22 protein-coding genes are annotated in these 26,392 nt (G+C 55.2%); 9 read left to right on the top strand and 13 right to left on the bottom strand.

Features of this window, described 5'->3' with window-relative positions:
- Together mlaD and HOJ95_03685 are read right to left on the bottom strand one after the other, a co-directional pair.
- The coding region (gene mlaD, locus HOJ95_03690) for an outer membrane lipid asymmetry maintenance protein MlaD (protein MBT6393784.1) at positions 1–424 on the bottom strand (424 nt) is incomplete at its 3' end.
- A gap of 18 nt (positions 425–442) precedes the next feature.
- Positions 443–1,216, bottom strand: a complete 774-nt coding sequence (locus HOJ95_03685) for an ABC transporter permease (protein MBT6393783.1) — start codon at positions 1,214–1,216, stop codon at positions 443–445.
- 364 nt (positions 1,217–1,580) lie between these two features.
- Between HOJ95_03685 and HOJ95_03680 the strand changes: the two genes are divergently transcribed.
- Complete coding sequence (locus HOJ95_03680) at positions 1,581–2,462, top strand: hypothetical protein (GenBank protein ID MBT6393782.1); 882 nt, start codon at positions 1,581–1,583, stop codon at positions 2,460–2,462.
- On the opposite strand, the gene HOJ95_03675 is transcribed toward HOJ95_03680, so the two are convergent.
- From HOJ95_03675 to HOJ95_03665, 3 genes are read right to left on the bottom strand one after another with little or no spacing between them, the layout of a single operon-like run.
- Positions 2,459–3,253, bottom strand: coding sequence for an MBL fold metallo-hydrolase (locus HOJ95_03675; protein ID MBT6393781.1), 795 nt, complete (start codon positions 3,251–3,253; stop codon positions 2,459–2,461). The two genes, HOJ95_03680 and HOJ95_03675, sit on opposite strands and share 4 nt — an antisense overlap.
- The gene (locus HOJ95_03670; protein MBT6393780.1) at positions 3,250–4,287 is read right to left on the bottom strand and encodes an aminotransferase class I/II-fold pyridoxal phosphate-dependent enzyme; all 1,038 of its coding nucleotides are present in this window, start codon (positions 4,285–4,287) and stop codon (positions 3,250–3,252) included. Before HOJ95_03670 ends, HOJ95_03675 begins: the two co-directional genes overlap by 4 nt.
- Positions 4,288–4,322: 35 nt before the next feature.
- Entirely contained in the window at positions 4,323–6,341 is a 2,019-nt protein-coding gene (locus HOJ95_03665; protein ID MBT6393779.1) for a GAF domain-containing protein, read from the bottom strand.
- Between the two features lie 184 nt (positions 6,342–6,525).
- Between HOJ95_03665 and HOJ95_03660 the strand changes: the two genes are divergently transcribed.
- Positions 6,526–7,647 carry a M48 family metalloprotease gene (locus tag HOJ95_03660; protein ID MBT6393778.1) on the top strand — a complete coding sequence of 374 codons (1,122 nt, stop codon included), beginning with the start codon at positions 6,526–6,528 and terminating at the stop codon, positions 7,645–7,647.
- 95 nt (positions 7,648–7,742) lie between these two features.
- On the opposite strand, the gene HOJ95_03655 is transcribed toward HOJ95_03660, so the two are convergent.
- Both HOJ95_03655 and HOJ95_03650 read right to left on the bottom strand, forming a co-directional pair.
- Positions 7,743–7,997 carry a hypothetical protein gene (locus HOJ95_03655; protein MBT6393777.1) on the bottom strand — a complete coding sequence of 85 codons (255 nt, stop codon included), beginning with the start codon at positions 7,995–7,997 and terminating at the stop codon, positions 7,743–7,745.
- 87 nt (positions 7,998–8,084) lie between these two features.
- Positions 8,085–8,981 (bottom strand): alpha/beta fold hydrolase, encoded by an 897-nt coding sequence (locus tag HOJ95_03650; protein MBT6393776.1) that lies wholly within the window; start codon positions 8,979–8,981, stop codon positions 8,085–8,087.
- Between the two features lie 714 nt (positions 8,982–9,695).
- Here HOJ95_03650 and HOJ95_03645 point away from each other — a divergent pair.
- The 6 genes from HOJ95_03645 to HOJ95_03620 all read left to right on the top strand — a co-directional run bounded on the left by HOJ95_03645 (position 9,696) and on the right by HOJ95_03620 (position 17,883).
- The gene (locus HOJ95_03645; protein ID MBT6393775.1) at positions 9,696–9,923 is read left to right on the top strand and encodes a hypothetical protein; all 228 of its coding nucleotides are present in this window, start codon (positions 9,696–9,698) and stop codon (positions 9,921–9,923) included.
- A 722-nt stretch (positions 9,924–10,645) separates the two neighbouring features.
- The gene (locus HOJ95_03640) at positions 10,646–13,930 is read left to right on the top strand and encodes a hypothetical protein (GenBank protein MBT6393774.1); all 3,285 of its coding nucleotides are present in this window, start codon (positions 10,646–10,648) and stop codon (positions 13,928–13,930) included.
- Positions 13,931–14,152: 222 nt separating this feature from the next.
- Complete coding sequence (locus HOJ95_03635) at positions 14,153–15,034, top strand: DMT family transporter (protein MBT6393773.1); 882 nt, start codon at positions 14,153–14,155, stop codon at positions 15,032–15,034.
- 122 nt (positions 15,035–15,156) lie between these two features.
- A complete protein-coding gene (locus tag HOJ95_03630) occupies positions 15,157–16,038 on the top strand; it encodes a DMT family transporter (GenBank protein ID MBT6393772.1) in 882 nt (293 codons plus the stop codon).
- A gap of 13 nt (positions 16,039–16,051) precedes the next feature.
- Complete coding sequence (locus HOJ95_03625; GenBank protein ID MBT6393771.1) at positions 16,052–16,933, top strand: DMT family transporter; 882 nt, start codon at positions 16,052–16,054, stop codon at positions 16,931–16,933.
- Positions 16,934–17,001: 68 nt separating this feature from the next.
- Positions 17,002–17,883 carry a DMT family transporter gene (locus tag HOJ95_03620; protein MBT6393770.1) on the top strand — a complete coding sequence of 294 codons (882 nt, stop codon included), beginning with the start codon at positions 17,002–17,004 and terminating at the stop codon, positions 17,881–17,883.
- 16 nt (positions 17,884–17,899) lie between these two features.
- Here HOJ95_03620 and HOJ95_03615 read toward each other — a convergent pair whose 3' ends face one another.
- From HOJ95_03615 to HOJ95_03605, 3 genes are all read right to left on the bottom strand, one after another.
- Positions 17,900–18,517, bottom strand: a complete 618-nt coding sequence (locus HOJ95_03615) for a BON domain-containing protein (GenBank protein MBT6393769.1) — start codon at positions 18,515–18,517, stop codon at positions 17,900–17,902.
- A gap of 25 nt (positions 18,518–18,542) precedes the next feature.
- Complete coding sequence (locus HOJ95_03610) at positions 18,543–19,031, bottom strand: YajQ family cyclic di-GMP-binding protein (GenBank protein ID MBT6393768.1); 489 nt, start codon at positions 19,029–19,031, stop codon at positions 18,543–18,545.
- A gap of 116 nt (positions 19,032–19,147) precedes the next feature.
- The gene (locus tag HOJ95_03605) at positions 19,148–22,168 is read right to left on the bottom strand and encodes a PAS domain S-box protein (GenBank protein MBT6393767.1); all 3,021 of its coding nucleotides are present in this window, start codon (positions 22,166–22,168) and stop codon (positions 19,148–19,150) included.
- Positions 22,169–22,418: 250 nt separating this feature from the next.
- Between HOJ95_03605 and HOJ95_03600 the strand changes: the two genes are divergently transcribed.
- Positions 22,419–24,452: an ABC-F family ATP-binding cassette domain-containing protein gene (locus HOJ95_03600; protein MBT6393766.1), complete on the top strand. Its 2,034-nt coding sequence runs from the start codon at positions 22,419–22,421 to the stop codon at positions 24,450–24,452.
- 42 nt (positions 24,453–24,494) lie between these two features.
- On the opposite strand, the gene HOJ95_03595 is transcribed toward HOJ95_03600, so the two are convergent.
- From HOJ95_03595 to HOJ95_03585, 3 genes are all read right to left on the bottom strand, one after another.
- Complete coding sequence (locus HOJ95_03595) at positions 24,495–25,166, bottom strand: hypothetical protein (GenBank protein MBT6393765.1); 672 nt, start codon at positions 25,164–25,166, stop codon at positions 24,495–24,497.
- A gap of 61 nt (positions 25,167–25,227) precedes the next feature.
- A complete protein-coding gene (locus tag HOJ95_03590; protein ID MBT6393764.1) occupies positions 25,228–26,082 on the bottom strand; it encodes a DMT family transporter in 855 nt (284 codons plus the stop codon).
- A gap of 53 nt (positions 26,083–26,135) precedes the next feature.
- The coding region (locus tag HOJ95_03585; GenBank protein MBT6393763.1) for a hypothetical protein at positions 26,136–26,392 on the bottom strand (257 nt) is incomplete at its 5' end.

Below are 26,392 nucleotides of genomic sequence, written 5' to 3'. Positions count from 1 at the left end.
TAAAATTGCCGATGAGCTTCTCGATGTCGAGGGGAGGCTCGGTTTCTCTGATCTTGCCTCCCGGCTTGATGAATTTTTCAGAGCCGCCCTGGGAGAGCTTTATGTACTTATCGCCCAGGATGCCCTTCGTTCGTATGGAGGCAATCGAATCTTTGGAGAGTTTTAACGAATCCTCGACCCGAAGGGTGATAATGGCGTCTTCTCCTGATAGACCGATTTTCTGGACGCGACCTACCTTGACGCCGGCCATCTCCACCGATGCCCCCACCCTGAGGCCGGAGACGGTTGAGAACTTCGCCGTGAGCGGATACTCACCTGTTGAGAGAAGATCAAGGCCCCCCAGTTGTATGGATAGATATCCCAGGGCGACGATTCCGGCTATAACGAATGTGCCGACAATCAGTTCGATGGATCGCTGTGACAATTTGCCATTCCTCTCTTATCAGTAAAGGGCAGCCGTCAGGACATAGTCGCCGACGAGTATGAGGACGGTTGCCAGGACAACCGAGGAGGTAGTAGCTTTGCTCACACCCTCGGCACCGTGCCCACAATGATACCCTTTGTAGGAACACACCCACGTAATTAGCAGGGCGAAAATGATGGATTTCCACATCCCGCCAGTAATGTCCGCCATCTGTATCTGCAACTCCATCTTGCCAAAATAGGTGCCAGAGCTGAGGCCGAAAAATTTCACCCCAATGAGGTAGCCACCGAAAATTCCCACCACGTCAAAAAGCGCTGTCAGCAGTGGGATAGCGATAATGCTGGCGGCGAGACGGGGAGAAACGAGTCTCTGAACTGGATTCACGGCCATACTCTTAAGGGCGTCTACTTGCTCGGTGATGACCATGATGCCGATTTCGGCGGCCATAGCCGAGCCAGCGCGCCCCGTCACCACCAGAGCAGTTAAAACGGGTCCTAGCTCGCGAATCAAACTCAAAGCAACGGCCGTTCCGAGGAGCCCCTCGGAGCCGAACTTCTCCAGGGTGTAGAATCCCTGCAACGCCAGCACCATGCCCGTAAACACAGATGTCAGCAGTACGACGGAGAGCGAGCCAACTCCGATGATGTAAATTTGTTGGATGATCAAACTGGGGCGCCAGGGGGGCTGGAATAGGAGTAGCAGTGATGAACACAGAAAAATTGTCATCCGGCCCATCTCGGCGATGGTGTCGATCACCCGGCGCCCGAGCGCAGCTACTTTGATGAGTATCATGGAGCCAGGAGAGGACATCTGTATATTTGCTTGATCTGACACAGGGGATATCGAGAATCCGCAGCGGCGCTTGTTCATGAATTCCGTCCGCGAATTTACCTCATGGGCAGATGGTGAAAAAAACTTGGCATGGCTGAAAAAATACCATAGCTAGTGTATCTTTCTCTGTCATTGGATGGCAATGGTTGAATCGTGAATTTAAACCGTGTGCTGTATGGCTATGGGTAATTTTTTGAGTTTTGAGGGTTTTTTTAGGTATTTGCCAGTCCGATTAGTTCGATTTTATTGCTGTTTTGATATGGATGAGATTTTTATGAGTGAATTTAATCTTTAATTTACTCGAATTTTGGGGAGGCGGTTCCTTATGACGGAAGAAAGGCAGATGCGCCCTCTGTCGAGCTATCTGGAGTTCGGTCTCCGTCTTCATTGGGAAGATTTTTCCCAGCTGACGGCTGTCGTGCTCTTGGTTTATCTACCTTTTTCATTTCTGGCCATTTACATTCATCCTCCTGTTGAAACTGTTTTTAAAAGCGCGGAGAAAGCCCTTGCGCTCATTCCGGGCATTATGATTTCCCAGTTAATAATCCGTGTCGTGCAAACTTTTGTGCTTGTGTTGGTCGTTTTAAGACTCGAGGCCAAAAGGGAGCGAGATGAAAATTTGTGGGATTTTACAGAGGCTTTCTCCCGGATGGGACGGGTGGTCGTGGTGGATTTGGTCTATTTCTTGGGACTTCAGTTCGTGGGAATTCTTTTTCTCTGGTTCGGCCTGTTGCTCACAGGAATCTTAATGGGGGGTAGCCCGCTAGGTCTTCCAGTCGCGATATCGGTGGTGGCGGTTTTGGTTATCGGTCCTGCAATTCGGTACTATTTCGCCACTCTGGTTTCTTTGCTTCACGGCACTTCAATCAGAGAATCTTTTCGGATGGCAGGCTCGGTGTCTAACGGCGGCGAGCGCCTTATCGCTACGCTTGTGATGACCTACATGATGATCTGGTTTGTCATATGGCAACTATTTCATGGTGTTTTCGGTGGTACGATTTTCGGTCAGGTCATGGTGCAGGCGGGCGTGCTGGTAAGCTCAATCCCTTATTTTTTTTCCGGCTATCTTCTATATATGGATCTACTCCCCGGTGCTGATGACATGGTTACGCTTCAACATGTAACTCGGGGCGGTGATGCTGGCGAGAGTACAGAGGATGATGTCGAGGGAGAAGGTCCGGGGGAGAATCATCCCGAATCCGATTAAGAGCCAGCGCCGGGATTTATATCCAAGCACAACCCATCGTAGGCCAATTCGACGCCTTCAGGCAGATGACGGTTGGTTTCGTGGTATTCGAGCTCGTAGTTCGTGTGTGTGAGATATGTTTTTTCTGGTTTCAGCACATCTACGATTTCGAGAGCTTGCTCAACCGTGAAGTGTGAAGTGTGCTCCCGGTGTCTTAGCGCGTCGATGATTAGCACCCGCACCCCATCGAGAACAGACATGGACTCGGGCGGAATCGAGTTGCAATCCGTCGCGTAGGCGAAATCCCCGATTCTAATCCCCATTACGCGTATCCCGCCGTGTTCTAAATCAAAGGGCTGAATACGCATTCCTGCGACCTCGAAGCTTTCGGTATCTACTTCAGTCAAGGAAAGTTTTGGCTTGAATCCCGTGTAATGGTTTTCGTCATTGAATATGTAGCTGAAGTTCCTGCGGAGGATTTCGGCAGATTCGGGGTGTGCATAACAGGGTATGGGTTTTTTCATGATGAAATTAAAGACACGTAGATCGTCAATGCCGTTGGTGTGGTCGGCGTGGTAGTGGGTGTAAACCACGGCATCAACATGCCGCAGTCTGTGGCTCAGTGCCTGTTGTCTCAGGTCTGGTCCGGTATCCACGAGAAGATTTGATTCGCCATTTTCGATGAGTATACTGGAGCGAAGTCTTTTGTTACGAGGATCGTCAGAGAGACAAGTTGGCTCAAGGCACCCGATGGCCGGGACTCCGGTGGAAGTGCCGCAACCAAGTACCACTACGCGTGCTGTCTCGATCACGCGACAGCCTCAGCCAGCGCCTTGGCCCCCCTGTCTATGTCTTCGCGGTTGATGTCGATGTGAGTGACTGCCCGCAGCGTCATTTTTCCGAGGACGGATAGCGCTACGCCTTTTTTCTTTGTCATTTCGCTAATTTCCTGGGCGGTTTTTCCTGATTCCGTTGTGTCCATATAAACGATATTCGTCGGTGTGGTTTCGTATAAGTGGCGAATGCCGGGAATTCCTGATGTTTTCTCGGCGAACAGTTGCGCATTTTGGTGGTCCTCCTCCAGCCGCTCGACATGATGCTCAAGGGCATGGAGGCCTGCTGCCGCGAGTATGCCAGCCTGGCGCCAGCTACCACCGAGGATCTTCCGGCGCTTTCGAGCTTGATTAATGAATTCCCTGGTTCCCATAAGAATTGAGCCGACCGGGCAGCCGAGCCCCTTTGAGAGGCAAAAGCTCAAAGAGTCGCAATGTTGACCCCATACCTCGGGTTGAATGCCTGAGGCGACAATGGCGTTGAAGATTCGTGCGCCGTCGATGTGGAGCGGAATGTTCTGTTCATTAGAAAGTGCTCGAAGTTCTTCGAGCTTATCAAGTGGAAACACCTGCCCCCCTCCGGCGTTGTGCGTATTTTCTACCCAAATTATTGCACTCCTCGGAGATCTTTCGGAGAGCGGGCGAATGACGCTTTCCGCCTCTTTTCGATCGTAAACACCCCTGTCGGCTGACACGAAGGAAAATTGTATGCTGGATATCAGCGCGGCGGCGCCCAATTCACTTCGATAGGGATGGCAGCCCGAATCGGCGATAACTTCCTCGCCGGGCTGCGTGTAGACATTGATAGTTATTTGATTTGCCTGGGTGCCAGAGGGAACGAAAATGGCCGCTTCTTTTCCAAAGATTTTTGCGGATTTTTCCAGCAAGCGGTTGACGGTGGGATCCTCTCCGGATGAATCGTCGCCCACCTCAGCCCGGCTCATAACCTCGCGCATCTCCAGCGTTGGCCGGGTTGCGGTATCGCTTCTCAAGTCAATCAGGCGAGGATTCACGTTAACTCCACTATGTGGCGAAACCGGTGCAGATATTATTTTTCCGGTGAGTATTCGACATCTTCAAACGCATCGACCACTTGATAAACTTTATCTCTGATGAATATATCGACAAGCTCTGGACACAGATGGTTATCTTTCACCTCGAAATTGAGTATCTGAATGGCTCTTTCGAGTGGGGCGGCTTTTTTGTAGGGCCGATCCGAGGCGGTAAGGGCGTCGAAGATATCACAAACGCACATCATCTTGGCCTGAAGGACTATTTCTTCATCATGTAGCTTGCGGGGATAGCCCTCTCCGTTGAGTTTTTCGTGGTGGCCATGAGCGATCTCCGGCACCCCGCGCAGATCCTTTGTCCATGGAATTTCCACTAAAAAATTGTAGCTGTGGGAGACGTGGGATTGTATTTCAGCAAACTCGGAATCCGTTAGATTTCCTTTTTGTAAAATCAGGCACTTCATCTCGTGGTCGGTGAGGTAGGGGACAAGCGTTCCGTCAAAATCTGTGTAGGTTTTTTTTCCCATTTCCAGCAGTTCATCGAACTGCCCGTCGGGCATCATAGTCGGGATGTCTGCCCGGAGGACAAGTTCGATATGTTTGTCGACCTCCTCGAGGTGTGTGTCGAGTTGGTGTTGTAGCTCCTCGGTTCTTTTCTTGTCTCCGGCGAGTGCTGTCTGAATCATTTTTTCCTGGTATTCGCATTGAATCGTACGCTTGATAATCGAGAATCGGTTTTTGACAACTTCGAGCTCAAGCGGATAAAGCTTGTTCGCTTTTACGAGAACGCTTTCCCGGACCCCAATTTTTCCAAAGTCGTGCAACAGGCCAGCATAGCGAAGCTCTTTCATCTGCTCCTCTGTGTATTCGACCTCTGCGTATTGGCCCGATTTGGTTTTGCTCACGGCCTCGGCAAGCGCGCAGGTAAGCTCTGTGACGCGCTCGGAGTGACCTGATGTGGCTGGGTCTCGTGACTCGATCGCGTGGACAGAAGCCGTGACCAAGCCCTCAAATGTTCTCTCGATGCTCTCAAGGAGCAAGGTGTTTTCGAGAGCTACGGCCGCCTGACTTGCCAGCGACTGTATGATTTGCTGAATTGCCGACTCAAAGGGAACGATATCCTTCTCGGCCTTGGCGGGATCGGTAAGCAAAATGTCTGGTGATTTTTTTGCGTTAATCAGCTGGAGAACGCCTATGATTTCATTTTTGTGATCTGTCATTGGGGCGACCAACATGGACATGCTTCGGTAGCCCACGCTTTGATCAAAACTCTGGTTGAAGCTGTATTCGACCCCTTCGGGAATCTGGTAGACGTCCTGGATATTTAGGGCCTCGCCGGTTACGGCCACATAGCCTGATATACTTGCTTTGGTGGCTGGCATGACAAATTCTTTAAATGGGATCTTTTTTGAATCGTTCTGGGTGTGTTTGAAGCGGAGGCTTTTTTCGCCATCAGGGGTTTCCTCGACGAGGTAGAGGCTTCCAGCATCAGCGTTGGTCAACTCGCGGCTTCTCGTCAAGATGAGGTCGAGCAGGCGACCGTTGTTTTGCTCGGCGGATAGGGCGATGCCAATTTGGGTTAGATTTTCGAGATTTTTCGATATGGTTATGCGGTGATTGTATTCTCGGTGGCTAGCCAGGCGATAGGCACTATGTTGAAAGGCCGCCCGGAGCGAGACGATCAGTGAACCCGTCGAAAGCGGTTTGTTGAGATATCCGGCAAAAAGATCATTGTTCTCGTCTCGCGCCGTTCCATTTCCAGGAGATTCGACGATAATCGCCGCGATCGAGATATTCTCTTTAGACGATAATTCCTTTAGCTGCGCCAATTCGCTTTCCTGGTGCAGATCACCGTCAACCAGGATGACGTTCATGGAAGTGGCTGTGGGGTGAATTTCCGAAATCGACTCGAAAGACACCAAGGCGATGTCATTATCTTTGAAGTGTTCCTTCCATCCATCTATGGCGATGCTGGAGGGATGAAACACTGTTTTGGACAATTGATGATCGATCAAATCCGCGGTATTGGATGAGGTCGATTGCGGGTCAGTAGTCATTGCTGCTCCGGGTGGTTAGGTAACTGCTTCAAAATTCGGGCGTTTATCCCGGCCCAACATCATTATTGTCTTCGTAACAGCCCAGAATGTCAAAAACGTTGAATGTCCATTATCGGGGGCCCAAAATCGGTATAGTTAGGGTTAAAGAGAAAAAACATTTTTTCTGTACTTTTTAGGGTAGGAGGTGCGTATCGAAATCTTAACGCCGCAAGAGGCGGGCACTGCGAGAAAGTACCAGATGTGTCGGCTCTGGCTCGGTCTGTCGGCCTCATCGATCGAATTCATTATAACCCTGATTTTTTGGCTACATGCCCCGACAGATTGGTTTCGACAGCACGGCGACGCCATTGTAATCTCTGGTGCCCTCTATGGTATTGCTCTGGTCTTGTTCCGGCACATTGCAGTGTTTCCCGTTGGTTATCTCTCGGGATTTTCTCTCCCCCACCAGGTCGGCCTCTCGAATGAAACCCTTGGCGGATGGTTCCGAGATTGGTCGATAGGGTTGTTGATAGCTACCCTTCTTGGGGGAATGGCCAGCGGGGCGATAGTCTATTTTTTTACGGTATGGCCTAGGGCGTGGTGGTGGATTCTCTCGATCTCGGGCATTTTTTTTTCGCTGTTCATGGGGCTTGTCGCCCCTCTCATACTCATGCCCATTTTCTTCAAGTTCAAGCGGCTTGAGGACGCAGAGTTGAATGGGCGACTTGATGCACTTCTCAACAGAGCTGGCGTCCGAGTGCGTGATGGAATTTGGGAGATAGATATGAGCCGTCGCACGATGGCGTCCAATGCAGCCCTCATCGGCTGGGGGCCCTCACGCAGCATTGTGCTGAGCGATACCCTCTCGGACAACGAGCCCGAGGAAATTGAGGCGATTGTTGCCCACGAGATTGCCCACCATGTCGGTCGCCACGTCGGGCTCCAATTTGCGGGTATGGGAGTGATGCTTATAGCGGCGCTTTATCTGGCCGATCTGATTTTTAGCGTCCCCGAGATGTTCATATTCATTGGGGTGCCTGTGCCGAAACAGGGGGATCCCTCTGTTGTCGGAGCGCTATGGTTCTTCATCACCCTGGGGAATTTTTTTACATCGCCATTTTTGTTGTGGGTATCGAGGCAACTCGAATATTGGTGCGACCGCTACGCTGCAAGAATCACTGGTGGTGGCGGGGCACTCGCCGGGGCGCTTGAGAAACTGTGCCGCAAAAATATGGCCGACCCCGAGCCGCCGGGTTGGGTGGTAGTGCTTTTTCACTCACATCCTCCGCTTGGGGAGCGAATTAGAAGGGTCCGCGAGATTCACTAACTGTGCCGCATTGGTGATGCCACAAAATAAAATGAGATAGAAAAGATGACTGATGGATGAAGTGGTTGGAGCTAAAGAAGGGGCTACTGGTGCGTCTAATCTTCCTCGTTCAGAGAAATGTGTGTGAACAAATAACCCGCCCCGCTGTCGGGTGGTGGATACTGCCCGTTCAGCAAGTTGTGGACGTTGTATTTTGCCATCGCGGGGGTTGGCTCGGATTCGATCATGTACGGTTTTAGAGTCGATTCGCTATCAAGAATACTTGAGAAGCCCGGCTCGGGCGAGGGTGCCTTTGGAGTTGCAGGGGGCAGCATTTGCCCATCTGTATCCGTATTGATAATTAAATCCACAGGAAACGCCTCCAATAGAAACTCTTGTTACTAAAATTCCTATCGGCAGATTCTTCTTTATCTTTAGCCCAATTTGGCCCGGTGAACTCAGCGTTCGGGGTAGATGCTCTTTTCAAGGGGCAGATAATCCCCGATGAATGGGATAACCCATCGCTTGATGGAGGGGTGCCCGGGGTGAAACTCGCGCAGTCGCCCTCGAGTAATGATAAAGCGAAAGGGTCTCCCCGCACTCCGCAAAACACCGGCTAGCCCCTCGGATTCACTTAGTGGATATTTTCGGGCGTCCTTGGAGTGCATTATGAGCATCGGTCCCCTAAAAGCCCCCACCCGCGAGGCAGGAGATCGCTTTCGAAATGCCGTGGGATTCTTTTCAGGCGAGCCCCCCAGCGTCGCTCTAAGGCGCTCGCGCAACGTGGGTGGTAGTTTTCTCCAGGCTCGCTTCAGGTCGTAGACCCCCGTCTCAAGGGCCAATAGAGCGACGCTGGGGCTCCTTAGCGCTGCGAGAAGGGCCACTGTTGCTCCTTGGCCAGAGCCGTAAATAACCACCCCGTTTTTGAGTACATCTTGTCTCTCAGACAGGTATTTCACGGCCTTGAGTACCGCTGCCACGCTCCGTGGCCCGGCAAAATCCTCGGGGCCCGTTGAGTCCCCGAATCCAGGGAGCGAAATGCTCATCGCCACAAGGCCCTCACGCGATAGACGAAAGAGGGATCGCCTAAAGTGCTGGGCGCGGCCCGTACCCTCGTGAATCAGTAAGAGCGCCGGACGGGGCCCATCGCCGGGTGGCCATACCGCCATCGCCTCGACCTTGCCGCCCTCAAGCGGGAGGTGCCACTCTTTCACCTGATCGCCGCGCCCCGTGGTGGTCTCATAGCCGCCGCCACACCCGGCGGGCACCCCGGCGAGTGCGCCCGCGAGCAAGAGCGCTAGTGCCCAGCGCCTAGCTAGTACCAGCCAGGGCGAATATCTCGATCTTCCGTTCATCGAATCCAAAGTTGTCCCCGTAAGTATTTGTATTTTATTCTCTTACAGATGATCCTTTGCCGACTCAGAGGCCCTGACGTCCCCGCTCCCTGCCATCCCATTCCGCGCTCAACAGTCAAAAGTCAAAAGCCCCTTGTTTTCAATCATATACACGATTTCTCCCGCCCGCGAAACAGTGCCCCTGGCATCCTTCACCTCGTGTGGCCCGTCAGTTCCAAGGTTTTATGCCTAAGAGTGCCCCATAAACGCACCTTAGGCCCGTTTTAGGGCCTCCTGCGGCGTCCCATACTCGGAATTGTTACCCCCCAAAACAGTCGCCCCCCCAATTCGAGAGGCCAACTGCTGTGCGTTTTCAGGCCACCCATTCGGATAGTCACCCGTTTTGATTGCCGCCCGTCTCGGGTCGCCACCCGCGTTCGGGCCGCCACTTGTACGGGTCAATTTCCATGTAGGGTGAAAAAAAATCTTGCGAATTTTGGTATTTCGTATTATATTCGCTTTTGTGAATGGAAAGCGAAAAAATAGGGCATATAGACACATATTGGTGGTAAAAGATCAAAAAAGCACTATATATAGTATTAGGTGGCTAATATCTTACCCGCCCCGGCCGATACGACAGATAGGGGGACTGTATCGGAAGGAGAGTATCAAAGGGAGTGGCCCAAGGCTTTTTGATCGTTTCGCCACAGCCGAAATGCCAAAAGGAGACCAGCCATGGCACCCAGGTCCGGAAGCGCCAAACCGAACCCGAAGAAGATAAACCACGCCTGCCTCAATAACCTCAACCAGTTTTTATCGGGCGAGCTTTCCTTTGCCGATTGGGAGAGCCGCCAAGAAGAGCTCGAAAGCAGGCTCACCCCCGCGCCCGAGCTTCCATTCGCACAGGCCCCGGCCCGCCCCCGGCCCGTTCGTCCTACCGGCGCGCCCAAGGCAGCGGCCTAGGCAGCGCCGCTTGGCGCTACAAACGGAGATTTTCTGCCGGATTTTTCCTCATGTTTTTCTCGAAATTCTGCTTGCGGCGCCTCTGCCCGGAGCCCACATTGTAGTCAGGAATTAAGGATAAGAAGCTCATGAAATTCACCCAAAGGAGGGTTCCATGAGGCTGAACCGCAATCGTACGACACGTGCCGAGTTTCCAACCTCCCTGTCCCCTGGCGCTGGCCGGGAGGGGAGGCGCGAGATGGCCGGCGCACGTTAAGACCAAGAAAGGGCGAAAATCGTCCTACGCGGCCTCCGAGGGATAAACTCCCCGGCCGGAAGAAAAATTAAATAGAGAGAGCGGGGTGCAATGCCCCGCTCTTTTTTTTTGTGTTCGCCGGCGCATTGTCGCGCCGGGAGCGGGCGAAGGCAGGTTTTAGTCTGCCTGAAGATAAAAAGGTAATTTTATATTATTAATAGTTTATATATCTTTTTACTTTACGACTGTCACCGCATCAGCTAATGTGTACATATCAATGCTTTGATTGCTAGATTTTCTTTTTAGCCAGTTCATTAATACGGCCATCCTGCCTATCCCTTTTCAAGCAAAGGGCGCCGAGGCCCGGTGGTCAGCTCCCAGTCGGTTTTGATGCCACCCGCTTTGCACCTGAGCGTCTGGCGAAATTCCAATAAATACTTTTCAAAGTTTCTGATTTTCTTTCAACGCTTCCGGAGGGAAACATTTCATGCAAAAAAGAATGATCTATTTATTAATTGCCTTTGCCGTATCAGCGGCGCTGGCCCTTGCACCGGCGTCGGCTCAGGCCGCTGCTGGCGGAAACGGCGGCGGCGGCGCTGGCGGAGGCGGAGGTCTGCCCCCCGAGGTGACCTCTAACACCAACCGCATTGTGGTTCTAGAGCAGCTCGTCACCGATCTTCAGGCGGCCCTTGCCGCCGAAATTTCGCGGGCACAAGGAGCCGAGGCTGCCGAGACCGCTCGCGCCACCGGGGCTGAGGCCACGCTTCAGACAAACATCAATAACGAGGCCACGGCCCGCCTCGCTGCGGATGCCACCCTTACGACTGATCTGGCTTCCGAGGCGAGCGCACGCTCTGCTGCCGATGCCCAGCTGACCTCTAACCTTGCGGCTGAAGTATCACGCGCCACCGGCGCCGAAGGCGCGCTTCAGACAAACATCGACAATGAGGCTACCGCGAGAGGCGGCGCAGACACCGCCGAGGCCTCTACCCGTGCGGCGTCGGACACCACCCTTCAGGGGAATATTGATGCCATTGGGCCTCACACCGTTGATACCAACACCCAGCGGACAGACGCCGAGATTGGTGCCGTGGCCGTAACGGCTGTTGGCCCTCATACGGTCGACACGAACACCCAGCGCACGAACGCCGAGATTCTTTCGGTGGTCGGCCCGCACACCGTCGACACGAACACCCAACGGACAGACGCCGAAATTGGTGCCGTGGCCGTAACGGCTGTTGGTCCTCACACCGTCGACACGAACACCCAGCGCACGAACGCCGAGATTCTTTCGGTTGCCGGGCCTCACACGGTAGACACTGATACCCAGCGCACGAACGCCGAGATTCTTTCGGTAGCCGGACCGCACACGGTTGATACCGACACAAATACCCAGCGTACCGATACCGAAATAACGACACTCATCGGTCCGCACACCGTGGACACTGACACCAACACCCAGCGCACCAACGCCGAGATTCTTTCGGTCGTTGGGGACCACACCCCCCCGAGCCCGCTTGCGTCTTATTTGAGTGTCGATGCGAGCGACAACGTTTTCATTACCGGGGCGAATCTTCACGTAAGAAGCGGCTCGGGGTACACAAACGGCACACTGAACGGCAAGGGCAACCTGATTGTCGGCTACAATGAAGCGTATAACGAAACCCGGACTGGCTCGCATAACCTTGTTGTCGGGGCCTATCACACCTATTCGAGCATTGGCGGCTTCATCGCCGGGTTTAACAACAACATCAGCGCCACCTATGCGAGCGTGGGCGGGGGCTCTAACAACACCGCCAGTGGATATTCTTCCAGCGTGAGCGGGGGGAACTATGGCGAGGCCAGCGGCTATGGGGCCAGCGTCAGCGGGGGCAAGGGAAACATCGCCTCTGGCACCGAATCAAGCGTGAGCGGCGGCGATGGCAATGAGGCCGCGGCTTTCTTTACCAGCGTAAGCGGGGGCAACCTGAACGTGGCCAACTTTGAGCGCTCGAGCATTCTCGGCGGCTCGCAGAACACAGCCAACGCCTCAAGGTCCACCATCAGCGGGGGCCGCGATAACACCATCACGGGTGGCGCAAATAACCGCGACAGCGCCGTGGGCGGCGGCAGGAACAACACCGCTAGCGGCGATTATTCCAGCGTGAGCGGGGGTTACCTCAACACCGCCAGCGGTTCTTATTCCAGCGTGAGCGGGGGTGTCGGCAACTCCGCCAGTGAATATACTTCCAGCGTGAGCGGGGGTGCCTCCAACACCGCTAACGGGTCTTCATCGAACGTTAGCGGCGGCCATAGCAACACCGCCAGTGGCAACTACTCCACCGTGAGCGGGGGTTTCGTCAACATCGCCAATATATTTTCCGCCAGCGTGAGCGGTGGCTCCTACAACACCGCCAGCGGCTTTTATTCCAGTGTGAGCGGGGGCTCCTACAACACCGCCAGTGAATATTATTCCAGCGTGAGCGGGGGCTTTACTAACACCGCCAGCGGAAATTCATCGAGCGTGAGCGGGGGGAACTATGGCGAGGCCAGCGGCTATGGGGCCAGCGTCAGCGGGGGCAAGGGAAACATCGCCTCTGGCACCGAATCAAGCGTGAGCGGCGGCGATGGCAATGAGGCCGCAGCTGACTTTACCAGCGTGAGCGGGGGCAATCTGAACGTGGCCAATTTCGAGCGCTCAAGCATTCTCGGGGGCTCGCAGAACACAGCCAACGCCTCAAGGTCCACCATCAGCGGGGGCCGCGAAAACACCACCACGGGCGGCGCAAATAACCGCGATAGCACCGTGGGCGGGGGCACCTACAACAACGCCAGCAATCATTATTCCAGCGTGAGCGGGGGCTCAAACAACATCGCCAATGGCGTAGTTTCCACCGTGAGCGGGGGATTCGGTATTACCTTAAGTAACATTTACTCCACGAGCGTCTCAGCGCGCACGAACGCCGAGATTCTTTCGGTTGTCTCGGGCGGGGGGTATGTCACAGGTCCGCACACCACCGGCAGCGGCAGCGTTCTCGATCCCTATGTCTCGGTGGTATCGGGCAACATCAATGGCCTGGCCGGGCCGCATGTCATCTTCACCGGGGCGAACGTGCATGTCCGGAGCGGGACCGGTAATACCTATACTAAAAACGGTCGCGGGAATTTACTCCTGGGCTATAACGAGGTGCCGACTTATGATCCGAGGTCGCAAACTAGCGGCGGGTTGCTGCCCGATGATCGGAGCGGCTCGCACAATATCGTCGCGGGCCGTCTGCACCGCTACACAGACACCGGCGGGATTGTCGGCGGAATTCAGAACGTCGCCTCGGGGCGTTCGGTCACCACGGAGGGCGTCAGCAACGTCGCCAGCGGCTACTACTCCAGCGTGAGCGGCAGCTCTAATGAAGCCGCGGGCAACTACTCCACCGTAAGCGGGGGCACTGGTGCAGAAGTTCAAACTAGTGCTGCATCAGCCGAGGATTTTATCCCCGTAGCGTTCCAGAACAGCTGGGTCAATTTCGGGGGCGGATACAATCCGGCCGGGTATTATAAGGACTCCGACGGAAGGGTGCACCTCAGAGGCCTCATCAAGGGTGGAATTGTGAGTTTTAATTCCCCAGTATTCACCCTCCCCGCCGACTATCGGCCAGCGGCACAAGAGCTGTTCTCCACGCTGGCCAACTCGCAGGCAGCCCGGGTCGACGTCAAGTCCAATGGGCAGGTTGTCGTCGTGTTAGGGACCAATCAGTGGGTTAATCTCGACGGGCTCAGCTTCAGGGCGGCAAACTAGGAAGCCCTGAAGTGATGTAAACGGATAAGCACAAAAAGCCCCTCGGTCTCGCTTGAGGCCGGGGGGTTTTTTGTATCGAGGTGCCTGGGCCATAGGTGCGGCGGGGGTGTTCTATCACCGTACCCGGCTCCTATCCTCGACCTTTCATCAATGCTAAAATGAGTTTTGCAGCAACTGGCAGCTCTTCTTTTCCGGGAACATTATCCACATGACAAAAAACGCATGAACGAAACAGCGCTGGCGGGGATGTTTTCGATCTTCACGGCGATGTCCACGGGCACGTTTTCCGTAATCGTGCGCCGGGGGGGGCACCACGCCAACGCTGTGACGGGTGTGCTCATCGGGCTCATCGTGACGGTGCCGCCGCTGGCGGCGCTGTGCTGGCTGCTCTGGGAGCCTGGTTGGTGGAATGCGCGGGCCTGGATTCTTCTTGCGGCGGGGGGATTACTTGGCCCGGCCATTGGGCGGGTGCTCTATTTCTCGGCGATACACCACCTGGGCGTGGCGCGAGCGATGCCGCTTGCCTCGACGATGCCGCTGTTTGCGGCGGTGTTCGGGGTGGGGCTGCTGGGTGAGCGACCCGGGCCCCTCATCTGGCTTGGCACGTTTCTCATCGTGATGGGCTGCATCATCATCACCTATAAAAAGGCGGGGGATAAAAGCTGGAATCGCCGACACCTGTGGATACCGATTCTGGCGGTAATGATGTTCTCGACCTCCCACGTTTTCAGAAAAGCGGGGGTCGAGATGGTGAATTCTCCCTTGGTGGCGATAACGGTGATGAGCGCTGCGGGGATGGTGTTTCTCTTTTTGCTCTCGCGGCTTTTGCCCCTCGATCAGCGGCCCCAGTTCAATCGCCCGGCGGCCTGGCGTTTTTACACGGCGAGCGGCGCGATAAACGGGCTCTCGGTGTTTTTTCATTTCGTCGGGCTCAGCTATGGGGACCTGACCATCGTGACCCCGCTCTCGGCGATGGCGCCGCTGTTCTCCTTATTTCTGAGCCGCTTTGTGCTCAAGGGGGATGAGCGAATAACGTTCATTATCGTTGCAGGCACTTTGCTCATCGTTCTTGGCGGGGGAATCATCTCCTGGCGGATTTTCTAGCCGCCCGGCGCACCGCCACCCGGCGCACATTCCTCTCGGCGCATCGCCGGGCGAGCGTATATCTGCTAAAATAGGTTTTTCTACTCTCTGTTCTGCGGGAATTCGATAAAGACAATTAATTTATGAGCGATACCCTTCTGGCGGCGATATTCGCCTTGATCACAGCGTCGATTTCGGGGCCGGTGAGCGTCACCGCCCGGCGGGCCGGTGCCTACGGCAACGCTGTCACAGGCGTGCTCATCGGGCTCATCGTCAACATTCCGCTGCTGATTATAGCGACGGCGGTTCTCTGGGAGCCCGGCTGGTGGAACCCCGAGGGTTTCCTTTGGTTCGCCTTATTAGGGTTGGTGGGTCCCTCGCTCGGGCGGGTGTTCATGTTCCAGTCGATCCACCGCCTGGGCGTGGCGCGGGCGATGCCGCTCATCTCGATGCTTCCGCTGACGACGGCGATTGCGGCTTTTGGGATTTTAGGCGAGCGGCCCGGGCCCTACATCTGGGCGGGCACCTTTCTCATCGTGGCCGGTTGCGTGGGGATGACGCTCAAGGGGCAGGGAAAGGCGCAGTGGGACCGGCGCTATCTCTGGTTTCCGGTGATGTCGATTGCCGGCTTCACGGCCGGAAACATTATCCGAAAAATAGCCCTGAACGAGCTGGCCGCGCCGGTGCTCGGTGTGACGATCACCTACATGTCCTCTCTCATTTTTCTTCTCATACTTAAAGAGTTTCTTCCTCCCTCGCACCGGCCTGATCTGAGTTGGGGAAAAAAATGGGTGTTCTACGGCGTCTGTGGTTTCTTCAACACAACGGCGCTCATGTTCCGCTTTGCGGCAACGCGCTACGGGGACTTGACCGTGGTTGTCCCGATCTTTGCAACGACCTCGCTGTTCGCCCTGCTCGCAAGCTGGCTCTTTCTGCGCGACCTTGAGCGCATCACGCCACCAATGGCGGTGGGAGCGATACTCATCATGATGGGCGGGGCGCTTGTGGCCTGGCGGATTCTGTGAGCAGGGGCGCGCGATGACGAACCAGGCGTTAGGGGCGGGTTTTGCGCTCATGTCGGCGATGGGCGCGGCAATTTTCAGCATCATTGTTCGCCGGGGGCAGCAGCACGGCAATGCGGCGACAGGAGTGACCATCGGGCTCATCGTGAGCATGCCCGTGCTTATTGTGCTGTCGATTATATTCGCAGAGCCTGGCTGGTGGAATCTTGAGGCAATCGGTTTTTTTGTCGCGGCGGGGCTGATGGGACCCTGCCTCGGGCGGGTTTTCATGTTCCTGGGCATTCACCACCTGGGGGTGTCGCGGGCTGTGCCGCTCAAGTCGGCTCAGCCGCTGGTGGCGGCGACACTGGCCTTTTTCGTGCTTGGTGAACGACCGGGGCCTCTCATCTGGGCGGGCACCTTGATGATTGTGGCGGGCTGCGCGCTGTCCTCGTTCAAGAAAAAGGGGGACGCCAGCTGGAGTCGCCGCCTAATTTGGTTGCCCATGGCGGCGATGGTTTCGTTCGCCTCGGGGGCGATACTTCGGAAGATTGCCCTGGGTATACTGCACTCGCCGCTCATTGGCGTCACCTTCACGAGTTTTGCGGGCCTGATCTTCATCCTCAGTTTCTCCTATGTGCTTCCCAAGGAATACCGCCCCGATTTGCGCTGGGGCAAGGCGTGGTATTTCTACGGTGTCTGCGGCCTTATCAACACCGGGACATTTCTTTTAAGCTTTCACGCTATCATGCGCGGCGACATCAGCATCGTGCAGCCGATCTCGGCGATGACCCCGTTCTTTGCGCTCTTTTTGAGCTATCTGTTTCTCCGTGATGTTGAGCGCGTAACCCGCCTCGTTGTGTTGGGTACAATCCTTACGGTAGGTGGCGGGGCGCTCATTGGCTGGCGGGTGATGTGAAGAGTGCCTCGATTTTGCTAGGGTCTCGACTTTGTTCGCTGAGTGGAAATCCCTTTTGAGAGTTTTGAATGAGTGAAGCGCATCTGACCATAATCTTCTCGCTAGGCACCGCCGTGATGGCGGCCTCGTTCTCCCTCATTGTCCGGCGGGGGCAGCAGCACGGCAATGCGGCGACTGGGGTGCTTATTGGGCTCATCGTCAACGTGCCCTGGCTTCTTGCTGCAACGTGGTGGTATTGGGAGCCGCATTGGTGGAACCCATGGGCGCTCCTCCTTTTTGTGGGCTCGGGGGCAACGGGGCCCTGCCTCGGGCGGGTGTTCATGTTCCTGGGGATTCACAACCTGGGCGTGGCGCGGGCGATGCCGCTGATGGCGACGAACCCGTTGTTCACAGCGGTATTTGCCTACACGATTCTCGCCGAGCGGCCCGGGCCTTTGATTTGGGCAGGCACATTGCTCGTCGTGTTGGGCTGCGTAGGCATCACAATGAAGGGAGCCGCTGGCGCGGCATTTGAGCGCCGCTATCTCTGGATGCCCATTGCCGGGGTTATAGGCTTTTCGGTTTCCAACATATTCAGAAAAGCCGGTATGAACGAGGTGCCCTCGCCCCTGCTTGGCATCACGATGACGAGCCTCGCGGGGATGGTCTTCCTTCTTGCCCTTGGTCGCTTCCTGCCCGAGGGCTACAGGCCGAATTTGCGCTGGGGCAAGTCGTGGGCCTTCTACGGCATCTGCGGGACGATCAATTCTTTTGCCTTCCTGTCCCACTTTGCGGCCATCCGTTACGGCGACCTTACTGTGATCTCGCCGCTCTCGGCGTCGGCACCACTGTTTGCGCTGATTCTAAGCTGGATCTTCCTGCGGGATGTCGAGCGGGTAACGGCCTGGATCGTGGCGGGCACACTGCTCGTCGTCTCGGGCAGTGCCCTCATTGCCTGGCGAATCATTTAGAAGGGGTCAAGGCCCTTTAGCGCGAAACGATTTCGATGTGGCTGGTGACGCTCTGCACGCCTTTGGTGGTGCGGAGTATGCCGAGGACGAGGCCGCGCTCGGCCCGCGTTGTTGCATGGCCGATGATGTAGACGTGGCCCAGGATGGATTGCCAGCGGTAGTTGACCGATTTGATGTCTCCCGATGCGAGGAGGCGCACCTTAATTTTCGCGCCGATCCAGGCGTCGCTAACTATCTGTCCTGTCTTCTCTTTTGCGGATGCCCCGGTGCTTTGGCGCTTTCTTCTTTGCTCTTTTTCCCTTTTCGAGACGATGCGAATGTGGTTGTAGACGGCGCGGGTGCGCGTGTCGGCCCGCGCGTGTTTTTCGATGCGGCGGCTGAGCGCGGCGCTATCGATGGTGCCGGTAAAGAGGATGCGCCTCCGCCAGACGTCGGTATTTACGTCGATGGGCAACTGACCATCGATGTCCGTGAGGAACTGGAGTATCCGGGTGTGTATTTTGACGTCGGTAACCTGGGTCTCTGTGGTGCGGTCCTCCCAGGCTTTTTGAGCGACTTCGGTTACGATGGCCGTGCAGCCGGATGAAAGAATTGCGGCGGCCAGGAGCAGTGCGCGGGCGGTGTGTCGCCTCAAGGGCATAGCCCTCCTCATTTGAGAGCTAATCACGGAAATTGACGAACTGAAGCGGGCAGTCCACCTTTTTTAGGCCCTTGCACAAATCGATGATCTCTTGAAGGTCGTCACGCTTTTTGCCCGAAACGCGAAGTTCGTCGCCCTGGATGGCAATCTGAACTTTTTTCTTCCCAGCCTTTACTTCCTTGACGATATATTTTGCAGTCTCTTGGTCGATACCCTCGCGGATGACGGCCTCTTGCCGGAGGGTGCCGCCCGAGGCGGTCTCGGGATTCTTGTGATCAAGGATGCGCGGGTCCACCTCGCGGCGGGTGAAGTAAGTGGCGATGAGGTCGTGTATTTGCTTGAGCTTGAAGTCATCGTCGGCGTTGATGGTGATGAGCATTTCCTTTCGTTCAATGGTGCATTTGCTTCCCTTGAAGTCGTAGCGTTGCGAAATCTCGCGGGTGATGCCGTTGAGTGCGTTGTCGATTTCCTGCATTTCAGTCTTGGAGACAATGTCGAAGCTCGGCATGATGTTCCTTTGGTTGTTGGACGAAGGCGATCTGTCTAGCCACTCACCTTAACAAATTGGGCTGGGTGGTCAAAAGCCCGGAGGAAATGTTTTTTCGCCCCGATTCGGGGGACGGGTCAGCGGGCGGTCTGGCCTAAAAGGCGCTGGACTTCTTCGGTCAACAAGGTCGTGTCCACAGGCTTGGTGACAATCCCGGAGACACCAACGCTCATCGCGCGGGACCTGATTTCCTCGACACCGTGTGCCGTCACCGCGATGACCGGGATGTGGCTCGTCGTGAGGTCTTCTTTGAGCGCTCTGACGGCGCTGAAGCCGTCGAGAACGGGCATCCGGAGGTCCATGAAGATGAGATCGGGTAAGGTCTGACGTGCCACCTCGATGCCCAGCTTGCCGTCTCGGGCAGGAATTACGCGAGCCGCGCTCGACATCAATAGTTCAATGTACTCGTGAAACACGGTGTCGTCGTCCACGACGAGAATTGTGCGACCTGACCAGGGTGCCGAGTCGCTTAAATCGTCCGTGTGTACGGTTTCGGGAAAAGGGGAGGAACTCGGCCATGGGGATTGGGAGGCCCACGGCATTTCGCCCATCAGGGTGTCTGTCGTGGTGCTTGCGGGTCGTTCCAGAGAGGTGCGGTGTGCGTCAATCTGTGGAATGGAGAAGGTAAAAGTGCTGCCTTTTCCCTCCTCGCTCTTTACCCGGATGCGCCCGCCGTGCATCTCGATGATGTTCTGGGAGATGTTGAGGCCGATGCCCAATCCGCCTCTTCCCTTATCTGCTTCGTTGTTGACTCGACTGTAGCGCTCAAAAATCGTCTTGATATGCGTGGGAGCTATTCCAATTCCTTCATCCTCAATGCTGATATGGATTTCGCCCGGGTGAGAATTAGTCCTCACCGTAATTACCCCGCCTTTTGGGGAGTATTTTACGGCGTTATCCAAAAGATTTCCAAGAGCTTGCCGGATCCGCTCCGGATCACATGAAATTAAGTCTAAATTGAAGTCGAATTCGGTGCGGAATGACAACTCCTCGGGAAGCGCCGGCTTCTTTTCACTAATGGCAAGCTTGATGAGATCGCTCAAAAGGACATCATTGTGCTTGAGGTTCACCTTACCCGACTCTATGAGGTCGAAATCTATAATATCCTCTAGCATACGCGAGAGTCGCGATGATGTGTCCTTGAAGGTTTTGGCGATGCGGCGAGCGTTTTCCTCGTCCGGCTGAATGAGTAGCGTCTCGGCAAGCGCCGCCATGGCGTTGAGCGGGATTTGAAGCTCTTGATTGATGCCCGCGAGGAATTCATCCTTTATCCGGTAGGCGGACACGGCAGCGTCTTTTGTTTTTTGAAATTTGTCTTCACTCTCTTTCTGTTCAGTGATATCTCGCATGACAGTGATGTGGTGCGTGATTGTCCCGATTTCATCTCGGAAGGGAAGAACGTGGATTTCATTCCAAAACATTGAACCATCCTGGCGGTAATTTCTGATAACAGCTTGGCTGGGTTGGTTTTCCTTGAATGCTTTTAGTATTTCCTCGGCGCCCGCTTGATTGGTGTCATCCCCCATCAGAAAACGCAGGCTCTTTCCAAAAACATCCGAGATTAAGTAGCCAGTGATCCTCTCGAACGACTCATTGGCGTAAATGATCGGGCCGTTAGGCAGGGATGGGTCCGTAATCAGTATGCCGTGGGCCGTAGTGTCCAGAGCGCGATCTCTGAGTATTAGGTCCGACTCGGTTCGCTTCTGCTCGGTGAGGTCCTTGTGAATCGCCGAAACGGCTTTGGTGTTTCCTGCCTCATCTTTTAGCGGGATAAACTTGACGCCCGTCGGAACGATGAAGCCAAACTTGTTTCGGAATAAATCCTCAAGTCTGGCCGGTTGCTCTAAGTTCAGGACGGTTTGAGCCATTTCACAATACCGCCTGTTCTCGGGGAAAATTGAAGTGATATTTTTGCCTAGAACATCTTTCCCCGAATGGCCGAATAATTCTTCCGCTCCCTGATTCCAGCCTGTCAGCGTCAATTCCTTGTCCATGATGAGAAAAGCGTCATCACTGTTATTAATGATGTCTTCGTAAACCGATTCAGATTGAACGTGTTTGTGCCTCAGTGAGTCGCATTCTATGGCGATGGCGGCCAAGCCAGCCAGGCTGCTGGCCAACTCGATGGCGCGGCTATCGAATTCATGGCCCTGTTCGCGGAAAATATGGAGGGAGCCGAGTATTTTCCCTCCCGATCTGGCCGGAATAATCATCCATGAACCCGTGTATCCCGGTACGATCACATCTCGTTCTGCATTGCTGATATTGGGGTCGAAGGCGGCTTCTGAACGGATGATGGATACGCCGGAGTTGGCCGCCCGCCCTTCAATAGATTCGTCGAGCCGGATTCGATCCGATTTCATGGTGAATTTGGCCGCCGGTGTCGAGGCGATCAAAACCAAACGGTCATCCTCTATTACACGGACACCGGCCTCGGCGTCGAGAATTTTAGAGGCAGATTCAACAAGGGTGTTCATTACCGTAGGCAGAGCGAGGCCGCTTGCAATTTGAGAGTTGATTTCGGATAGGGCCGTTGAATGGGCCTGCTTGTCTTTAAGCTCACTGGTTTTGAGGGAGTTCTGAATTGCTAGGGAAAATAACTCTCCCAACGCTTCGGCCAAAGCGAGGTCTTCCCGGAAATACTCACGCGAGGAGAGATGTATCACCCCTAGCCATCCGTATGGCTCCCGGTTGATGGTGAGCGGGATGAGGCAAACCGTTTGGCTTCCCATCTCCTGCGGAGAAGCGTCAGGAACAATGGCGAGGCCGTGGGTAATTTCAGGCTGACCCTTTCGAAAGAGCTCTGCCAAAATCTTGAAAAGATTCTGGGAGTTCTCAATTGCATTTTTAAATTCCGGGGGGGTCCGATGGCTATGGATAACTTTTTGTCTGGTGAATTCCTCAAGATCGACCTTGACTGCGATAGCCTGGTCGGCTCCGAGCGCGCGGCAGGCCTCCTCGCAGATTCGCCTGAGGAGCCGTGGAAGAGGGGAATTATCAAATATCTTCTTGGTGATATCCGCTAGCAGTAAATCCGTCGAAACGGCTTTGGAATCACGGGTTTGGGACTCTGTGCCATATGGCACTTCCGGACTCATCAAAAGCCTCCGAGGCTTTCTGAATTTTAAGTATCTTCTTAAATTTCAGAGAGTTAAGAATTATTAAATCTTCTACTATTGGCAAGAGCTTTTCTACTACATATTCAGTTTTGTAGTCAAGGAGTATGATTTCCCCGTTTTTTGGGCAGAAAAAGACTTGCGTCTGGAGGGGCCGATAAATACTAGAACCACCTTTATTTTTATCCAGATTCGGTTGTCATTCATCCATTTTCATTTATAGTCTCCCCCCATGTTGAGACTTGAGGACGTTAAAAAGCAGTTTGGGGCGCAGGTGGTTCTCGATGGTGCGAGCTTGGCGATACACCCCGGCGAGAAGGTCGGCCTCATAGGGCCAAATGGTGCAGGTAAGACCACCATCTTCCGCATTGTTGAGGGTGTCGAGGGTGTTGACCGCGGGGTGGTGGACTTGCGCGGTCGAATCCGCATCGGCGTGCTTCGCCAAGAGCTTGCCGCCTCGGATAGTACCGTGTTGGCAGAGGTGCTGGAGGGCGAGGTCGAGCTTAAAAAGCTGCGCGAGGAGCAAGAACACCTGCACGATCGCCTGGCAAGTGCGGTGGATGGGGCCGAGCAGGAGCGACTATCGGCCCGTCTCGGGGAGGTCGATCACAACCTTGAGCGGATAGGGGGATACGAGGCAGATGCCCGTGCCGCGTCGATTCTGATGGGTCTTGGTTTTTCGAGCGCTGAAATCCATCAGCAGCTAGGTGAATTCTCTGGTGGCTGGCGAATGAGAGCAGCGCTGGCGCGTCTGCTTTTCTCCAAGCCGGATTTGCTACTGCTTGATGAGCCGACAAATCATCTGGATATTGAGTCGGTGGCTTGGCTCGAAAAATTCCTCTCCCGCTACCCGGGGACACTGATCGTCATCTCCCATGACAGCCATTTTCTGAACCGGGTGGTTGGAGTCATCGCCGAACTCCAAGGAGGACGCCTGACCCGCTACGCGGGAAATTTTGACAGCTATCTCGAACAACGCGAGGCCCACTTTGAGCTGCTTGAAAAAGCCGCTGCCCAGCAGGAGCGCCGCATATCGGAACTAGAGGGTTTCATTCGGCGGTTTCGCGCCAAGGCGACAAAGGCCCGTCAGGCCCAAAGCCGGGTCAAGCAACTTGAGAAGATAAAGCCCGTCGAAAAAATTATCCGTCCCGCTGCCGCGCCCATAATACGACTGCCCGACCCACCGGCCTCGGCCTGGGAAACGTTGAAAGTCGAGGGCCTTGGAAAAAGCTATGGGGAAAATCAGGTCTTCTCGGGTGTTGATCTTAAACTAGCGCGTGGAGAGAAAATTGGCCTCATTGGCCCCAACGGGGCAGGCAAGACAACTTTCCTGCGGATTGTTTCGGGCGAAATTGAGGCGGAGGAGGGATATGCGAGACCGGGCGATAGGGTGCGTGTGGGGCATTTCTCACAGTTCGTTCTCGATGCACTGGAAACCTCCCGCAGCGTTCTTGAATCGGCGGGCGATTCGGCGCCGCCCACTGTAACGAAGACCGATATCCGCTCCCTGTTGGGTGGTTTTTTATTCTCCGGTGAATCGGTGTTCAAAAAAGTGTCGGTTCTCTCAGGCGGCGAGCGGGCGCGTCTTGCGCTGGCGCGGCTGTTCATGTCCGGCGCGAACCTGCTGCTCCTCGATGAGCCGACGAACCATTTGGACATGGGTGCGCGGGCGGCGCTTGAAGAGGCCCTCGAAGTCTACGCCGGCACGTTCATTCTCGTGGCGCATGACCGGGATCTGCTTGAGGCGGTTTGTGATTCGTACTGGGTTGTAGAGGGCGGGACAATTCGTCCGATCGAGGGCTCGCTCGATGAATATCTCGATGGGGTCGCCGCGCGGCGGCTCGGTGAGAAGAGTAAGAAGAATGGCGGTAAGAAGAGCAAGAAGAATGGCGGTGAGAAAGACGCTAAAAGGGCCCCAGATAAAATCGAGGAAAAAGCTGATCCTGCCGAGCCGAGCCGCAAAAGCCGCGGGGATCGCCGGCAGGCCGCCGAGGTGAGAAGCCGGCTTCACAAAGAGACGAAGGGTCTCAAGAAAAAATCCGAGGGACTCGAAAAGCGGATTCGCACCCTTGAGGCCGAAGAGGATGCACTCACGTGTCGCCTCGCCGAGCCCGGTTTGTATGATGAGGAAAACAAGACGCGCCTCACCGAGCTTTTAGAGCAGCACCAAAAGGTCACCGCCGCCCTCAAGGCGGACATGGACGAGTGGGAGCGGGCCACCATCGCCATCGAGGACATCGAGGCCTCGATACTCGAAGCGGAGTAGCAGGGTGGTCTTCTCTACGACACTAGGTAAAATCCGGTTTTTTTATTCCCAGGTGAGAAACTTCAGATAACCCTCTTTGGGAAGGTCTATTTTCAAGGGGAGTCTCATCGCTTGCTTGTGCATCTGAATTGTCTTGAGGTGCGCAAAGCCTTCCCACAGTACATGACGAAAGGTGAATTCGAGCGAGTAATGAAAAAGCTCGGGGTTGGATTCGTCCCGCCAGTAAGTGCCCGGATGGGCCTTCAGGGTCAGGTTTTCCGTGTAGGCCATGCGGTTGTCGCCGCTGGGAAATTGTTCGTCCATTTTAATGGTGCGCGATTGGACCCTCTCGCGCATGCTTCTTAATGTTTCGCCGTCGAGGATTTCCCACACCAGGGCCGTGCCGTCTTTCAGGGCGGCAATGAGGTCAGGCATCGCGTGAAAGCGCGCAGGGTCGAGCGAGCGATCCGCTCCGCCCGTGTCGATGAGTGATATATCTCGCGCGGGGGTGTCTCCAAAAAGCGTTTTTCCCCAGTTGCCCAGAAAATGGCGGTAGTGCACCGAGGCGATGTGGCTCACCTGCTTGCGAATTGACCATGCCCCCCAGCTTTTCTCGGGCTGCACCGTGTCGCACTCAAGGTCGCTCAACCCCTCGATCTCGCGCTCGTACATTCCGGCGATTTCCGTGTAGCCGGGAAAGAGCGACTGCCCGGGTGTACTTAAATCCTCGTTCATTGGATTCATCTCCACACTAGAAATCGCTCTCAATAGGCACTGTTATTTGGGTACTACCCTATCACCCGCCCGCGAAGGCGGCGATGGTACAGACGGCAAAGATGAGGCCGACTAGCTTGCGGGGCGAGAAGCGCTCGCCCATCCACACGGTCGCCATCAAGACGGTCACGACGAAGCTGAGTTGTACGATCGGGGTGACGACGCTGGCCTCGCCCGTCTGAAAAGCCGTGAGCATCGCGATAATTCCCACGAGGAAAGAAAGCCCCGAGGTGCCCGAGTGCGCCCAGGCAAGACGCGAGAAGCGCGGACCGCCCTGGGTAAAGTATGCGTAGCCAAAAGCGATGCAGATGAAGAATACCGCTTGAGCGTGGAGGAACATGGCTGGCGAGACGCCCCCCGCGACCCCGAGCTTGTAGACGATGTTGAGGAGCCCGACAGCGAACATGGAGGCGATGGCCCAGAGAATAGATGCCCCTCGTCCGCGGAGCTGGCCGCCGCCGAGCTGGAAGTCTGAGATGAAGAAAATGGCCGCACCGGCGAGGAGAAAGCCCACCCCTTTTCGGAGCGTCATGGGCTCGCCGAGAAAAATGATTGCGATAAGCGCCGTGATGGCGAAGCTGATTCGGTAGATGGGAGTTGAGATGCTGGCCTCGCCGAGGTGCACACTCTTCATGAAAGTCAAAAAGCCGGTGAAAACGAGAGTGCCCGCCACCGCTCCGAGCAAGGCGGGCGGCGTCCAGACATAGGTGCCCTCAAGCCAGGCCCATATAGCCGTTGCCGGGAATATGAAACAGGCCTGCGAGCTTGTCATCGTAGCCCCCGAGATGCCTCGGCGAGCAGCGCTCCCGTAGGCGAAATCGGCAATGGCGTAGCAGATCATGGCCACCAGGGCGAGCCAGATGTAGGAGGGGGTCACGAGCGCCTTTCCCGGTATGAAAATGAAAAATTATTTTTTGTCGGAGAAGGAGGCTACCACACTCTCATGGCTTGAATGTTAAATGGCGTCGAGGTGGCGAGGCGGTATATCGTCGGCGCGTAGGCGAGGACGATGAGAACGACTGTGACGGCGACCCAGGGCGCCAGGCGGTCCATGACGGCGGGCGCTTCGGCGTGGCCGGGCGCGGTCTCGGCGAATTCGAGTTTCGCCCCGGCCGGCTCTTTCGAAGCGAAGGCCGTCATCGCCAAGTTCAGGAAGTAGAGCATGGCGCTGATGAAGAGAATCATCC

Source organism: Nitrospinaceae bacterium (assembly GCA_018669005.1).
In the GTDB taxonomy this organism is placed as follows: domain Bacteria; phylum UBA8248; class UBA8248; order UBA8248; family UBA8248; genus UBA8248.
The sequence above is the reverse complement of the archived record's forward strand: the minus strand, read 5'-3'. Positions and strand labels throughout refer to the sequence as shown.

Excerpts from the sequence above, each read along its gene's own strand:
- HOJ95_03685 (MBT6393783.1), bottom strand. The coding sequence starts at position 1,216 with ATGATACTCATCAAAGTAGCTGCGCTCGGGCGCCGGGTGATCGACACC.
- HOJ95_03600 (MBT6393766.1), top strand. The coding sequence starts at position 22,419 with ATGTTGAGACTTGAGGACGTTAAAAAGCAGTTTGGGGCGCAGGTGGTT.
- HOJ95_03605 (MBT6393767.1), bottom strand. The coding sequence starts at position 22,168 with ATGAGTCCGGAAGTGCCATATGGCACAGAGTCCCAAACCCGTGATTCC.
- HOJ95_03625 (MBT6393771.1), top strand. The coding sequence starts at position 16,052 with ATGACGAACCAGGCGTTAGGGGCGGGTTTTGCGCTCATGTCGGCGATG.
- HOJ95_03620 (MBT6393770.1), top strand. The coding sequence starts at position 17,002 with ATGAGTGAAGCGCATCTGACCATAATCTTCTCGCTAGGCACCGCCGTG.
- HOJ95_03630 (MBT6393772.1), top strand. The coding sequence starts at position 15,157 with ATGAGCGATACCCTTCTGGCGGCGATATTCGCCTTGATCACAGCGTCG.
- HOJ95_03650 (MBT6393776.1), bottom strand. The coding sequence starts at position 8,981 with ATGAACGGAAGATCGAGATATTCGCCCTGGCTGGTACTAGCTAGGCGC.
- HOJ95_03635 (MBT6393773.1), top strand. The coding sequence starts at position 14,153 with ATGAACGAAACAGCGCTGGCGGGGATGTTTTCGATCTTCACGGCGATG.
- HOJ95_03610 (MBT6393768.1), bottom strand. The coding sequence starts at position 19,031 with ATGCCGAGCTTCGACATTGTCTCCAAGACTGAAATGCAGGAAATCGAC.
- HOJ95_03665 (MBT6393779.1), bottom strand. The coding sequence starts at position 6,341 with ATGACTACTGACCCGCAATCGACCTCATCCAATACCGCGGATTTGATC.
- HOJ95_03680 (MBT6393782.1), top strand. The coding sequence starts at position 1,581 with ATGACGGAAGAAAGGCAGATGCGCCCTCTGTCGAGCTATCTGGAGTTC.
- HOJ95_03645 (MBT6393775.1), top strand. The coding sequence starts at position 9,696 with ATGGCACCCAGGTCCGGAAGCGCCAAACCGAACCCGAAGAAGATAAAC.
- HOJ95_03640 (MBT6393774.1), top strand. The coding sequence starts at position 10,646 with ATGCAAAAAAGAATGATCTATTTATTAATTGCCTTTGCCGTATCAGCG.
- HOJ95_03595 (MBT6393765.1), bottom strand. The coding sequence starts at position 25,166 with ATGAACGAGGATTTAAGTACACCCGGGCAGTCGCTCTTTCCCGGCTAC.